We start from the raw sequence: 14031 nt of genomic DNA on the forward strand, positions 1-14031 counted from the left end.
GAGGGAACCGGGTCAGTCGTCTTCGATTCGGATCTCCTGGGTGGAGACGTGGAGGTAGTTGATCGTCGGAACGTCCTCGACCTCGTCGAACACCTCGGCGGTTTCGAGCGCCTCGTCGTACCGCATCGTGAACCGAGCGTCGTCGATGTCGTCGAACCCGTCGACGGTGAGCGCCCCGCGGATCGTGATATCGCCCTCGGCGTCGTCTACGTTCGCGTTCGGGGCGTACACCACGCCGGTGATGTCGACCGGCGCGTCCTCGCCGTCAAACTCCAAGTCGTCAGCGTTCGAGAACAGCCAGAACGAGCTTGCGGGCTCGTTCGGACCGGTGGAGACGGTCACGCCCTCGCCGCCGTCTTCACCGCCGATCTGGATGTCTCCGTCCGGGTCGTCGTGGAACAGTCGAAGCTCCGCGCCCTCTGAGACGCTCACCTCCGAGTGGTCTTCGATCGAGAGGTCGTCGCTCGCGTAGATCCGGACGTTTCCGTCGCCGACGACGGTGAGCTTTGCGGGGTTGGAGCCGCTCCCGCTCATCGCGAAGTCGTCGTCGACGCGGAGGTCCAGGTCTCCCTCCGTGACATCGAGCACAAGTTCGCCGCCGGACAGGTCGAGGTCGTCGAACCGGAACCCGGCGTGGTCGCCGCCCGCCTCGAGGGTGACGGTCCCGCCGTCGACGGAGAGTCCGCCGTCGCCCGAGGTGGTGACCTCGGCGTCTTCGACGCGGTACGTCTCGCTGCCGCCGGAGACGTCAAGTCCGTCTTCCACGGCCGAGCGATCCGTGATCGGCGCGTCGTCACCGAGTTCACTCCAAGATTCGTAGGTCGTCGCCGTGGCGTTGCCGTAGCGGGCGTCGTACTTGTCGAACGCGCTCACGAGGTATCCGTCGACCGGCTCCGGATCGTCGATCGTCGCCCGCTGTGTCACGTTACCCGTGACGTTGATCGGGTGGTCCCCGTTCTGGATCCCGTTGGGGTTCGGATGGATGTCGTATCGCGCCAGGAGGTCGCCCCGGATCGTCACGTACTCGGATTTTCCCCCTCGCGGGGAGTCGATCTCGCCGCCCGCTGCGATCACCGCGTTGTCGCGGCTCTTGAACGGATCCGTCTCGTTGGCTGAGTCGTAGCTGTCGGCCGTCAGCGACCCGATCGACCGCAGGTCGAACGTGCTACTGCCGAGCGTTCCCATCGAGTACGAGACCCCGGTTCCCACGAGGTCGCTCCGCAACAGGACGGTCACCGAGCCGTTGTTACGGTCGACGATCTGGGTGTCAGTCCGAGTCTCGAAGAACGACGCCCACCCCTCGTGGTAGTCGCCGGTCACCGTCACCCGGATGTCGTCGACGACCGGGTTCTCGGCGACGTGTCCCACCGGTGACCCCTCGCTCGTGAGAGTCACGTCACCGCCGTCGGCCGTCGCGTTCTCGGCGATCGTCACCAGCGGTACGGTGAGCGTCTCGCCGCGGTAGTGGAACTCCGGCGCGGAGACCATTCGGCTCCTGTTCCCGTCGCTTCGCCACACCCCCCCGCCCTGATATGCGATCCGCGTTCCGTCTCGCTCGTACACCAGCGCGCCGAGGCTCGCGTTGACGATCTCGTCGCCCGTCTCGTTCTCGGCGATCACCATCCGTCCCGCGTCGTGATCGACGGAGAGGTCGCCGCCGCCGCTGCCGAACGAGACGCGCTGCGACGGCGACCCGCCGTGCGCGACGAGGCTCGCCTTGGAGTCCATCTGCGTCATCGCCCCCTCGGCGCGCTGGAGGTCCGCGGTCCGCTGGGAGTCGTCGAGCGCGGCGCCGCCGAGCGCAACCGTGGTGCCGACGACCGCGACCGTCAGCCCCAACAGCAGCACGGTGCCGAGCACCTCGCTCTGCGCGCGCTCGGCCGCGGCTCCGCGGTCTCTCCCGCTCATGTCCTGTCGAACGCTCCGGCCGCTGATAAACGTGGACACCCGCCTATCAGTCGCGATAGCCGTGGAGCGGGGACGAACTCCCGCCGACGGCTCGGTTCGACGAGGCGCCAGAGAACAGGGGATATATCTCGTCGGCGCCCCTTCCGGCACCCGTGACCGAGCGACTCTACCTCGCGGACGACGCGGTGACGACGTTCGAGGCGACCGTCGAGCGCGTCCTCTCTGCCCCGGACCGACTCGTCCTCGACCGGACCCACTTCTACCCGACCGGGGGCGGCCAGCCGCACGACACCGGGACGATCCGCGCGGCCGACGGCGACGACGCGGGAGACGGGACCGCCGGGGACGGCGGCGCGCAGTGGCGCGTCGTCGACGTCGAGATGGCGGACACGGTTCACCACGAGATCGAGCCGAGCGACGGGACGGCCGACTCGACCGGCGGTTCCGACGACGCGCCTGCGCTCCCGGAGCCGGGAACCGACGTGGTCTGCGAGGTCGACGCCGACCGGCGCGCGGCGCACTCGCGGTACCACACCGCACAGCACCTGCTGTCGGCGCTGCTGCTCGCGGAGTACGGCGCGCAGACGACCGGGAACCAGCTGTACCGCGACCGCGCGCGCCTCGACGCCGCCTACGACCGGTTCACGGACGACGACCTCGACCGGATCGAGGCGCGGCTCAACGAGCTGGTCGCCGACGCGCGACCGGTGTCGAGCTACACGATGGACCGCGAGACCGCGGAGGCGACGCTCGACACCGACCGGACGCGGATCGACCTCCTCCCCGACTCGATCGAGGAGCTCCGGATCGTCGAGATCGCGGGCGCGAACGAGGGCGACGAGCCGTACGACCGCACCGCCTGCGCCGGGACCCACGTCGCGAACACCGCGGACATCGGCGAGGTCGTCGTCACGGGTCGAGAGACGAAAGGTCCCGAGGAGGAGCGCGTCCGGTTCGCGCTCGCCGAGCACGTCGACGCGGACTGATAGGGGCGTCAACGCCCCGAGAGCGCGCCCGGCCCTCGCCCGCGATCCCGCCGCTTATATACGATCCGCGGTAGGTTCGGGCATGAAGTTCTGCGACGAGTGCGGATCCATGATGAAATCCGGCGAGGGGGAAGACCACTGGGTGTGCGACTCCTGCGGCTACGAGATCGGGCGCGACGACGGCGACGACGAGTGGACGACCCAGTCACAGGTCGAGTCCGAGATCGTCGACGTGAGCGACGCCGAGGACAAGGGACTGCCGACGACGACCGCGCAGTGTCCCGAGTGCGACAACGACAAGGCGTACTGGTACATGCAACAGATCCGCGCGGCCGACGAGTCCGAGACCCGATTCTTCGTCTGTACCGAGTGCGAACACAAGTGGCGCGAAGACGACCACTGACCGGTTCGTCTCCCGTCCGCACACGATTCTCCCGGCGCCCCGCCCGTTTTATTTCCGTTCGGAGAGACGCGGGTCCATGGAGCCGCCTGTCGTCCCCCGCGACCGCCTCGACGGCTGGACGCTCGTCGCGGAGACGACGGAGCGACCCTTCGCCGCGGGACCGGTCTCGGTCACGGCGGGAACGACGCGCTACGAGCGAGAGACCCCGCCGCCGCGGCCGTTCTTCTTCGCGAGCCGGCTCCGCATCTCGCCGGAGGCCGGACCGAACCCCGCCCTGACCCGACTCGTCGAGTCGCGGGCCCGAGAGGGGTTCCGCGACCGGCTCGCCGACCGGGACATCGCTGGTCTCGAACGCCGCGACGACCGGTCCCTCGACGTCGACGACCCCGGCGCGTCGCCCGCGACGCTGTCGGTGTTTCACGGGCGCTGTACCGTCGAGGGCGAGCGCGTCCCGGTGGAGGCGTTGCTCGCGGTGTGGGAGTCCGGCGAGTATCTGATCGCGGGCGGCGCCTACCCGACCGCGGAGGGGTTCGAGGCGACCAGACGAGGGGTGTTGGCGCTGGTCCGCGGGGTCCGTCCGCCCGACGCGGCCGCCGACGCCGTCGGCTCCGGGCGTCCGGAATGACCGGTCAGCAGGCGACCGCGCCGGCGGTCGAGTCGATCGGCGACCCGTCGTCCTCGTAGTCGGCGTCCCCGACCGCGCCGTCGAACATCGGGAGCCGTAGCTCGTAGGTGTACAACACGTCGAAGGCCGCGAACGGGTCGACGCCGTCCGCGAGCGCCTCCCGGGCGGTCAGCCTGACGCCCGCCGCGAGCGTGACGATCGGTTCGCCGTCGAGCCGCCCGGCGGTTTCGAGACCGAACTCGTTGCCCGCGCCGGGGTCGGTCAACACGGAGAGGTGGATCACCGTCTCCATCGCCGCGCCGCTTCCGCCGTCGCCGATCGAGATCGGGTACCCCTCGCCGGTGAAACACTTCGTGATGGGGGCGACTCGGCTCCCGTTCGCCCCGACGCCCGGTCCGGTCGTCGCGGGACCGTCCGCGGGACCGGCGGCTGGGAGATCGACGGCCGCGGGACCGTCTCCGGGATCGACGGCCGACGCGTGGGAAGGCGGTCCCGACGCCGCGGCCTGTCCCGCGACCGCTCCGGCGCCGACGCTCGCGGCGACGAGCAACAGCGCGAGCGCGAGGGCGCCGACGCGGGTCCGTTGCGGACGGGTCATCGGCCGTCCCTTCGAGCGGCTCGCTTAAATCACCGCGGTCGACGGTATCAGTCGAGAGAATCGCCGCCGAGGAGCCCCTCGACGAGCAGCTCCGCGGACGCGACGTTCGTCGCCAGCGGCACGTCCTTCACGTCGCAGACGCGCAACAGCGCCGAGATGTCCGGCTCGTGCGCCTGCGCCGTCAGCGGGTCCCGGAGGAAGACGACGCCGTCGATCCGGTCGCTCGCGATCATCGCGCCGATCTGGAGGTCGCCGCCGAGCGGCCCGGACGACTGTCGGTCCACCGCCAGCCCCGTCTCCTCCGCGATGCGTTTGCCCGTCGTTCCGGTCGTCACCAGTTCGCAGTCGTCGAGGACGGCTGCGTGCGTCTCGACGAACGCGACCATCTCGTCTTTCAGCTCGTCGTGTGCGATGAGCGCGATGCGCATACGTGGCGGTCGCCGCGGCGTCGCTTAAGTACTGCCCTCGCCGCGGTCCTCGCCCCGATCACCCGTCGTCGGTCGACGGTCCCGCACACCGGTCTTCGAGCCAGTCGAACTGCGCGGACAGCTCCGTCCGGCGCTGTCGCTCGATGACGGTGGCGTCGAGGAGGTCGCCGACGAGCGCCACGTCGAGCGCGAACTCCGTCGTCGCGGTCACCTCGCTCCCCGCCCCGGTCGGCGTCACGACGTACGCCGTCCGCATCGCCTCGAAGATCCCCTCGCGCTGCTCGTAGGCGAGGTCGGCGTCGGGGTCGTCGACGACCTCCAGCGTCAGCTCGATGGCGGCGAGACCGACGTCGTTCGCCACGCGCACCGTCTCGCCGTCGACCGAGACGTCGTCGAACCCCGAGGACCGAACGAACGGTCCGAGGTCGTCCATCGCGTCGCGGACGGTCTCCGGCGGTGCGTCGATCGTTCGCGAGAGGGTGACAGAGTTCATGGGTGCGTGTCGGACCGTCTCGGTTTCCGGTTTGAAGTCGTTCCGTCGCTCACTCGGCCGGTGCGGTCTCGTCGCGGGTGCCGTCGCTGCTCGCGTCGCCCGTGTCGCCCGCGTTGTCGCCGCCGACCGCTCGGCGCGGGGCGAACCGGCCGAGGGCGACGCGCGCCAGCGTGCCGGGACCGTGCCGACGGATTACCAGGAGCGCGTTCGCCGCGAAGACGGCGACGCCGAGCGTCACCAGCGAGGTCCCGGCGAGCGCAATCTCGGGCGATCCGCCCGCGAGCGTCGCGCCCGACGCGCCGGCGGCGAGGTCGGCGCCGACGAGCAGCGCCGTTCCGAGGAACAGAAGCGCCCCGTCGGCGGCCGCGAGCCGGTCGTCGTAGAGGTCGTCGACCATCGGGACCGCCTCGAAGCCGACCCGGTCGCTGTACCGGTGGACCCAGACGATGAAGGGAACGATGTGGTACAGCGTCCCGAGGATGACGAACCCGATCACGCCGAGGAGCAGCAGCGGTGCGCTGCCGGGACCGCCGAGGACGTGGTCGGGGGCGGTCGGCGACCGGAGCCACGCGGGCGCGGCGGTCGCGACCCACGCCGGGAGCGCGAGCGCGACGACCGCGTACCGCGTGTGCATCGGCGTGCGCTCGACGCGCATCTCGGAGAGCCGGCGGGCGAGAACCACCGCGAACGCCAGCGCGGCGAGCAGGATCAGGACCGCACCGCCGCGCGCGAGCGCCGCGGACTCGACCAGTCTCCCGGCCGCGAGCGCGACGGCGCCGACGGGGTGGCCGACCTCCTCGACCGCGCGGAGCCGGTGGTCGACCCCGCGAAGCTCCGTCTGCGTGAACATCGTTCCGAGCTGGTACAGCGCGCCGTAGACGGTGGTCAGCACCGCGCCGAAGACGGCGAGGGTGACGTGGGCGCCGCGAACGCCCGTGTGCGAGACGCCGAGACCCGCGAGGAACCCGGAGCCGAGGTCCGCGGCGAGCAGGACGCCGAGTCCGGTCAAGACGACGAAGAAGGCGAGCGCGACGGCGAAGTGTCGCTCGGTCACGTCGAACTCCTCGACCGTCGCGAGCGTTCGCCCGACGTTGTAGACAAACGTCCAGAAGCCGGCGAGCATCAGGGCGCCGAACCCCGCCAGCCACGAGAGCCGGCCCAGCGCGAGCGCGGCCGCGAACCCGACCAGCCCGCCGCCGACCAGCGCGAGCTGGACGCTCGCGAGCCGCCGCGAGTGAAGCGTCGTCCCCGACCACACCGGGACGAACTGCGTCATCGCGCCCATGATCGTCACGCACACCCACCCGACCAGGAACAGGTGGACGTGGACGAGACCGCCGAGTCCCGGCACCCCATCGACGACCAGTCCGATCCCGACGAGTAAGGCGGCGCCGAGGAGGGTCAGTCCGACGAGGAAATGCCGAAGCGGGACCGTCATCGCCGGTCCCCGCGACGCGTCGATACCGCCCGGAACTGCTCCCATGTCCGGAACACGGAACGCGTCCGCCCTCCGCCTGTTCCCGAAGATGTTCGCGGGATCGTCGGCACGCGGGAGTCGCCGTCGCGGTCCCGCGCCCCCGGACCCCCGCCGTCCGTCCCTTACCGACGGGAAGATGTTCGGCACAACGGGCGTGACGATGCGGCGTGAACCGTCGGCCATGACGGCAACCAGCGTCGACGCCGAACGCGAGTACGACGACCGTCGCTTCACCGCCCGCGAGGTCTCCCGCACGGACCGGTCGAAGACGGTCTGCGGCTACTTCGAGCCGGACCAGTTCATCCCCGTCCACGCGCCCGACAGCGACGTGACGATCGTCGTCCAGTCCGGGGAGGGTGTCGTCCGCGACGGCGACGAGGACCGCGCGGTCTCGCCCGGCTCGGTGGTCACGATCCCAGCGGGCCAAGACCGGGGCGTGCGTGCCGACGGGACCCGGCTGGAGGCGGTCCTCGTCACCGCGCCGCCCCCGACCGACGCGGAACACGAGCCGGTCCGACGGGGACTGAAGACGGGGACGTTCGACCCCGACGAGTGAGATTCGGCGCGACCTCGCCGACGGAGATTCGGCGCGACCTCGCCGACGGAGATTCGGCGCGACCGCGCGGGCGAAGATGTTCGCCCTCACCGATACCCCGGTCGGCGCCCCTGTTTCCCCCACGAATGGCCGCAACGACCTCACCGGCCCCGCGCTGCCGGTGCCGCCGTCCGCACGCCCGCGTCGACCGCGACCGCGCCAGATACCTCGCCGCGATCGACCGCCTCGCGGCCGACCCCGACGATCGGGTTCGAACGGGCGCCGTCAGCGACCGTCTCGGAGTTAGTCCAGCGAGCGTGACCGAGATGTTCGGGCGCCTCGACGCCGCGGGCCTCGTCGATCACGAGAAGCGGGCCGGAGCGCGGCTCACCGAGCGCGGCGAGCGGATCGCCGCGGAACTGGCGTGGCGGCGCTGCGTCGTTCGGACGTTCTTCAGCGCGGAGCTCGACTTCGGACTCCCCGAGGGGACCGGGTTCCGAATCGGGTTCGCGCTCCCCCGCGAGGGGGTCGAGCGCCTGTCCGCGATCACCGACGCGTCCCCGGGCGACCCCTGTCGGTCGAGCGGCGACGCGGCGGCGGGCTGTCCGTGGGCGAGCGGCGACTGATCGGGAGCCGGTCGTGCTCGCCGGACTCACTCGCGACGAGGAATCGACCGTGTCGCTCCCCGACGGCACGGCCTTAAGTCCGTCCGGTGACGAAAGCGCTCCATGCCACGCGACCGAGACACCGCGTCCCTCGGCGTCCGCACCGCCCGCGACGCCGCGGAGGTGTCGTAGATGGGCGGGGGAACGCCGGAGGACCGAACGCCGGGCGAGCGAGTGACGGAGGACCGAACGCCGGGCGAGCGAACGCCGGACGGTCGAGCGATCGGCGTCGACGTGGGCGGGACGTTCACCGACGTGGCGCTCTCGCTCGAGGGCGACCTCGTCACCGCGAAGGTGCCGAGCACCGACGACCAGAGCGAGGGCGTCGCGGCCGGCATCGAGAAGGCCTGCGAGGCGGCCGGTGTCGACCCCGAGAGCGTGACCGAGTTCTCACACGCGATGACCGTCTCCGTCAACGCGCTGCTGGAGGGCGACGGCGCGCGGACCGCCCTCGTGACGACCGAGGGGTTCCGGGACGTACTGGAGATCGGCCGACAGACCCGGCCGTCGCTGTACGACCTCGACGCCGAGAAGCCGGCGCCGCTCGTCCCCAGACGCCGTCGGTTCGAGGTGGCCGAGCGCGCGACCCCCGACGGAGTCGAGCGCGCCGTCGACGACGGGGAGATCGATTCGCTCGTCGCGGACCTCCGCGACGCGGACGTCGAGTCCGTCGCGGTCTGTCTCCTCCACGCCTACGCGCACCCCGAGAACGAGCAGCACGTCGCCGAAGCGCTGCGAGAGGCCCTCGACGCTCCGGTGTCGGCCTCCGGCGAGGTGCTCCCGGAGTTCCGCGAGTACGAGCGCACCTCGACGACGGTCGTCGACGCGTACGTGCGCCCGGCGATCGACGGCTACGTCGGTCGCCTCACCGAGCGGGCGCGGGACCTCGGGCTGCCGCAGCCGCGGATCATGCAGGCCAACGGCGGCGTCACCGACGCCGAGACGGTCAGGCGAAACGCGGTGACGACCGTCCTCTCGGGACCCGCGGCGGGGGTCGTCGGGGCGAGCGCGACGGCGGCGACCGACGCGACCGACGCCGACCGCGCCGGGCTGATCACCTTCGACATGGGCGGGACCTCCAGCGACGTGAGCCTCGTCCGCGACGGCGAGGTCGCGCGGACCACGGAGTCGACGGTCGCCGACCGGCCGATCGGGACACCGATGGTCGACGTCGAGACCGTGGGCGCGGGCGGGGGGTCGATCGCGTGGGTCGACGCCGGCGGCGCGCTCCGGATCGGGCCGCGCTCGGCCGGCGCCGACCCGGGTCCCGCCTGTTACGGGAAGGGCGGCACGGAGCCGACCGTCACGGACGCGAACCTCGTGTTGGGGTACGTCGGCGCGGACACGGACCTCGGCGGCGACCTGTCGCTCGACGCCGCGGCGGCCCGCGACGCGCTCGCCGACCTCGCGGAGGAGGCCGGGATGGACGGTCCGGTCGCGGCCGCGCTCGGCGTCCACCGCGTCGCGAACGCCGACATGACCCGCGCCATCCGCTCCGTCACCGTCGAGCGCGGCCACGACCCGCGGGCGTTCGGTCTCGTCGCGTTCGGCGGCGCGGGACCGATGCACGCGGTCCAGATCGCGGACGGACTCGATATCGAGCGCGTCGTCGTCCCGCACGCGTCGGGCGTCCTGTCGGCGTACGGGCTGCTCGCGGCCGACGAGACCCGGGACGCGGTCCGGACGCGTCAGGGACCGCTCGCCGAGGTCGACGCCGACGCGGTCGACGCGCTCTACGAGGAGTTGGCCGACGACCTGCTGGACGAGGTCAGCGACCCGGACGCGGCGCGGGTGGAGTACGCCGCGGACCTGCGGTACGCCGGACAGAGCTTCGAACTCGCCGTCGACGTCGAGCGCCCGTTCGACCCCGCTGCGGCCGGCGAGCGGTTCGCGACGGCTCACGAGTCGGCGTACGGCTACCGGGCGGACGAGCCGGTCGAACTGGTGAACTGCCGCGCGACGGCGACCGTCCCACGCAGCGCGCCGGCGATCGAATCCGTCGGCGGGAGCGACGCCGAACCCCGGACGACTCGCGAGGCGGTGTTCCCCGACGGAACTCACGAGACCCCCGTCTACGACCGGGAGCGGTTCCCGGCGGACGAGGACGTCGAGGGCCCCGTCGTGGTCGAGGGCGCGGAGAGCACGGTCGTCGTCCCGCCCGCGTGGCGCGTCCGGCTCCGCGCCGACGGCGCGCTGATCGCGGAGGTGAGCGACGCGTGAGCGACCCGGCGACCGAGGGTGAGATCGACCCGGTCACGCTGGAGATCCTCCGGAACCAGCTGGAGAGCGTCGCGAGCGAGATGGGTCACGTGCTGATCCGCGGCGCGTACTCGCCGAACATCAAGGAGCGGCAGGACTGTTCGACGGCGATCTTCGACGCGGACGGCCGGATGGTCGCGCAGGCCGAACACATTCCGGTCCACCTCGGTGCGATGCCCGACGCGGTCGCGGTCGTCCTCGACGAGGACCCGAAGCCGGGCGACGTGTTCGTCGTCAACGACCCGTTCGCCGGGGGGACGCACCTGCCGGACGTGACGCTTGTCTCGCCGATCGCGCCGAACGGAGAGATCGTCGGCTTCGCGGTGTCGCGCGCGCACCACGCCGACGTGGGCGGGAGCGCGCCGGGGAGCATGCCGCCGGGCGCCCGGGAGATATACGAGGAGGGACTCCGGCTCCCGGCGGTCCGGCTCGTCGACGGCGGCGAGCCGAACGAGGCCGTCCGCGACCTGATCCTCGCCAACGTCCGGACGCCGGACGAGCGCGAGGCGGACCTCCGGGCGCAGCGCGCCGCGAACGCGCGCGCCGAGGAGCGCGTCGGCGAACTGCTCGACGAGCACGGCGACACGCTCCTCGACGCGTTCGACGCCGTCGTCGACTACTCCCGCGAGCGCGTCGAAAGCGAGATTCGCGACCTCCCGGACGGAACCTACCGCGCGGCCGACGCCCTCGAAGGCGACGGCGTGACGGACGCGGACATCCCGGTCGCGGTGACGGTCACCGTCGACGGCGCGGCGATCGGCGTCGACTTCGCCGGCACCGCCGACCAAGTGGACGGCAACCTGAACGCCCCGTTCTCGGTGGCGAAGAGCGCGGTCTACTTCGTCGTTCGCGCGGTCACGGACCCGGAGATCCCGCCGAACCACGGCTGTTACGAGCCGGTGTCTATCTCCGCGCCCGAGGGGTCCCTGCTCGACCCCCGGCCGCCGGCCGCGGTCGTCGGGGGGAACGTCGAGACGAGCCAGCGCGTCACGGACGTCACGCTGGCCGCGCTCGCCGAGGCGGTGCCCGACGCGATCCCCGCCGGCGGCCAGGGGACGATGAACAACGTGATCGTCGGCGACCGCGCGGGCGAGTTCACCTACTACGAGACGATCGCCGGCGGGTTCGGCGCCCGCCCGAGCAGGGACGGGATGGACGGCGTCCAGGTCGGCATGACCAACACGCTCAACACGCCCGTCGAGGCGCTAGAGACGGCGTACCCGCTCCGCGTCGAGCGGTACGCGCTGCGTCCGGGAAGCGGCGGCGACGGCCGCCACCGCGGCGGTCTCGGTCTCGAACGGACCGTCACCGTCGAGACCGACGCGACCGTCTCGCTACTGACCGAGCGCCGGAGAACCGCGCCGCGCGGCCTCGACGGCGGCGAGGACGGGGCGCTCGGCGAGAATCTGATCGACGGCGAGGCGGTCCCGGCGAAGACGTCCGTCGACGTCGCGGCCGGAACGACGGTCTCGATCCGCACGCCGGGCGGCGGCGGGCACGGCGACCCCGCCGAGCGCGACCCGGACGCGCGGGAGCGAGACCGTCGGGACGGGAAGATAGCGGACTGACGGGACAGAAAGGACGACGACGGCCGAGAAGAGGAGTCAGCGATCAACGGGACGGAGGACCCGGTCGAGTCACCGATCCGATCACTTGAACCGGAACGTCTCCAGATTCTTCGGCGCGAACGTCCGCATGTTGTAATCGTGGTACAGCGCCGAGGAGAGGTCCTGAACGGAGCCCTCGTCGCCGTGGACACACAGGACTTTCTCCGGGCGCGGGTTCATCGTCTTCACGAAGTTCTCCAGCCCCTGTCGGTCGGCGTGGCCGGAGAAGCCGTCGACGACCTCCGTCCCCATCTGGAGGGTGAGCGTGTCGCCGCGGCTCCCGCCGCCCCAGCCGTCGACCGGGATCTCGTCCCAGCCGTTCTGGATCCGGCGGCCGAGGGTTCCCTGCGCCTGGTAGCCGACGAACACGAGGTTCGAGTCCGGCTCGGGACCGATGTGGCGGAGCCACGACATGATCGGGCCGCCCTCGATCATCCCCGAGGTGGAGACGATGATACACTCGTCGCCGTCGGCGACCTCCTGTCGCTCCTCCTCGCCGCCGTCGATGTGGTTGAACTGGTCGGCGAGGAACGGGTTCTCGTCCTCGTGGAAGATGCGGTCGCGGAGGTCGTCGCGGAGGTACTCGGGGTAGGTGGTGTGGATCGCGGTCGCCTCCCAGATCATCCCGTCGAGGTGGACGGGCATCTCCGGGATCTCCCCCTCGCGCATCGCCTCCTCTAAGACGAGCATGATCTCCTGGGAGCGCCCCACGGCGAACGCGGGGATGACGACCTTCCCGCCCTGCTCGTACGTCTCGTTGATGACCTCCTTGAGCGCCTCCTCGGAGTCCTCCTGGTCGGTCTGGTAGTCGTTGCGGCCGCCGTAGGTGGACTCCAGCACGAGCGTCTCGACGCGCGGGAAGTCGTTGACCGCGCCGTTGAACAGCCGGGTGTCCTCGTAGTGAATGTCGCCCGAGAACGCGACGTTGTAGAGACCGTCGCCGATGTGGAAGTGGGTGACCGCGCTGCCGAGGATGTGGCCCGCGTTGTGGAACGTGAGCTTCACGTCGGGGGCCACGTCGGTCACGTCGCCGTACTCCAGCGGGATGGTGTGTTTGATCGCGTCGCGGACCTGCGCGGACTCGTACGGCGGCGTCCGCCCGTCCTTCGCCGCGACGTCGAGGTAGTCGAGCGTGAGGAGTCCCATCAGGTCGCGGGTCGGCTCCGTCGTGTAGATGGGACCGTCGTAGCCGTACTTGTAGAGGAGCGGGACCAGCGCCGAGTGGTCGAGGTGGGCGTGGGTCAACACGACCGCGTCGAGGGTCGCCGCGCCCGCGCCGAGCGCCTCGGGCACCTGGAGGTACGGCACCTCGCCCTCCGCGCCGGGCTTGTCGCCGCAGTCGATGAGGATCCGGGTCTCGGGCGTCGAGAGGATGAACGCCGCACGGCCGACCTCGCGGCAGCAGCCGAGCGTCGTGATCCGGACCCACTCGTCGTCGGACATCTCCTCGCGGTGGATCTGGCGGCCGACGCGTTCGAGGATGTCGCGTCGCTCCTCGCGCTCGTTTTTCAGGAAGCCCCGGACGTTCGAGACGGTGGAGGACTCTATCGGCGGCGTCCGAACGACCTCGGGGGTCCAGCCGACCTCCTGCGTGATCTCGCGGAGCGTCGAGCCGCGGCGGCCGATCACCATCCCGGGCTTCTCGGCCTCGATGACGACCTCGCCGGTGTCCTCGTGGAAGTCGAGGTCGGTCACGCCGGCCTCCTCCGGGATCACGTCGCGGACCTCGTCCTCGGCCCGCGCCGGCGGCGAGAGGGCGCTCGGATCCGGTCGGACCGTGATCCGCTTGCGGAGCTTCGAGGCGAGCCGTCGGATCAGGTCGCCGTCGCCGGCGAACTGCTTCGGGTCGCGCGTGTAGACGACCAGCTCCGGTCCCTCGTATTTGACATCGGTGACCGTGATGTCGTTCGGTATTTCCTGCTCGATCTCTGATTTCAACGTATCGAGTTGCTTATCGACTTGACTCATATCTCACTGCGGGTCGTCGAGGCCGCCGTCGTCGAATCGCGGCGCGCGTCGCGCGGCGACTCGCCGCCGATCGGTCGAC

At 71.2% G+C, this 14031-nt stretch carries 13 protein-coding genes; 7 read left to right on the top strand and 6 right to left on the bottom strand.

What is annotated here, in order from left to right; genetic code table 11:
* Positions 1–12: 12 nt before the first annotated feature.
* A complete protein-coding gene (locus tag J2744_RS00935) occupies positions 13–1908 on the bottom strand; it encodes a DUF7289 family protein (RefSeq protein ID WP_209543242.1) in 1896 nt (631 codons plus the stop codon).
* Between the two features lie 152 nt (positions 1909–2060).
* Here J2744_RS00935 and J2744_RS00940 point away from each other — a divergent pair, with 152 nt between their 5' ends.
* The 3 genes from J2744_RS00940 (at position 2061) to J2744_RS00950 (ending at position 3922) form a co-directional block, all read left to right on the top strand.
* Entirely contained in the window at positions 2061–2894 is an 834-nt protein-coding gene (locus tag J2744_RS00940) for an alanyl-tRNA editing protein (RefSeq protein WP_209543244.1), read from the top strand.
* Positions 2895–2976: 82 nt separating this feature from the next.
* Entirely contained in the window at positions 2977–3297 is a 321-nt protein-coding gene (locus J2744_RS00945; protein ID WP_209543246.1) for a transcription factor S, read from the top strand.
* 76 nt (positions 3298–3373) lie between these two features.
* A complete protein-coding gene (locus tag J2744_RS00950; protein WP_209543248.1) occupies positions 3374–3922 on the top strand; it encodes a DUF6517 family protein in 549 nt (182 codons plus the stop codon).
* Between the two features lie 4 nt (positions 3923–3926).
* Here J2744_RS00950 and J2744_RS00955 read toward each other — a convergent pair whose 3' ends face one another.
* From J2744_RS00955 to J2744_RS00970, 4 genes are read right to left on the bottom strand one after another with little or no spacing between them, the layout of a single operon-like run.
* Positions 3927–4520, bottom strand: a complete 594-nt coding sequence (locus J2744_RS00955) for a DUF7332 family protein (RefSeq protein WP_209543250.1) — start codon at positions 4518–4520, stop codon at positions 3927–3929.
* A 47-nt stretch (positions 4521–4567) separates the two neighbouring features.
* Positions 4568–4948 (bottom strand): methylglyoxal synthase, encoded by a 381-nt coding sequence (locus J2744_RS00960; protein WP_209543252.1) that lies wholly within the window; start codon positions 4946–4948, stop codon positions 4568–4570.
* A gap of 58 nt (positions 4949–5006) precedes the next feature.
* Positions 5007–5441 carry an SRPBCC family protein gene (locus J2744_RS00965; RefSeq protein WP_209543255.1) on the bottom strand — a complete coding sequence of 145 codons (435 nt, stop codon included), beginning with the start codon at positions 5439–5441 and terminating at the stop codon, positions 5007–5009.
* A gap of 49 nt (positions 5442–5490) precedes the next feature.
* Positions 5491–6879 (bottom strand): hypothetical protein, encoded by a 1389-nt coding sequence (locus tag J2744_RS00970; RefSeq protein ID WP_209543988.1) that lies wholly within the window; start codon positions 6877–6879, stop codon positions 5491–5493.
* A 220-nt stretch (positions 6880–7099) separates the two neighbouring features.
* On the opposite strand from J2744_RS00970, the gene J2744_RS00975 reads away from it, so the two are divergent.
* The 4 genes from J2744_RS00975 to J2744_RS00990 all read left to right on the top strand — a co-directional run bounded on the left by J2744_RS00975 (position 7100) and on the right by J2744_RS00990 (position 11945).
* Positions 7100–7474: a cupin domain-containing protein gene (locus J2744_RS00975; RefSeq protein ID WP_209543256.1), complete on the top strand. Its 375-nt coding sequence runs from the start codon at positions 7100–7102 to the stop codon at positions 7472–7474.
* Between the two features lie 125 nt (positions 7475–7599).
* Positions 7600–8079 (top strand): metal-dependent transcriptional regulator, encoded by a 480-nt coding sequence (locus J2744_RS00980; RefSeq protein WP_209543258.1) that lies wholly within the window; start codon positions 7600–7602, stop codon positions 8077–8079.
* Between the two features lie 171 nt (positions 8080–8250).
* Positions 8251–10338: a hydantoinase/oxoprolinase family protein gene (locus J2744_RS00985; RefSeq protein WP_209543260.1), complete on the top strand. Its 2088-nt coding sequence runs from the start codon at positions 8251–8253 to the stop codon at positions 10336–10338.
* Positions 10335–11945 (top strand): hydantoinase B/oxoprolinase family protein, encoded by a 1611-nt coding sequence (locus J2744_RS00990; protein WP_209543262.1) that lies wholly within the window; start codon positions 10335–10337, stop codon positions 11943–11945. The genes J2744_RS00985 and J2744_RS00990 overlap by 4 nt, the downstream gene beginning before the upstream one ends.
* An 81-nt stretch (positions 11946–12026) precedes the next feature.
* On the opposite strand, the gene J2744_RS00995 is transcribed toward J2744_RS00990, so the two are convergent.
* On the bottom strand, positions 12027–13952 hold the full coding sequence (locus J2744_RS00995) for a beta-CASP ribonuclease aCPSF1 (RefSeq protein WP_209543263.1): 1926 nt from the start codon (positions 13950–13952) through the stop codon (positions 12027–12029).
* Positions 13953–14031 lie beyond the last annotated feature (79 nt).

Source organism: Halorubrum trapanicum, from assembly GCF_017873555.1.
In the GTDB taxonomy this organism is placed as follows: Archaea; Halobacteriota; Halobacteria; order Halobacteriales; family Haloferacaceae; genus Halorubrum; species Halorubrum trapanicum.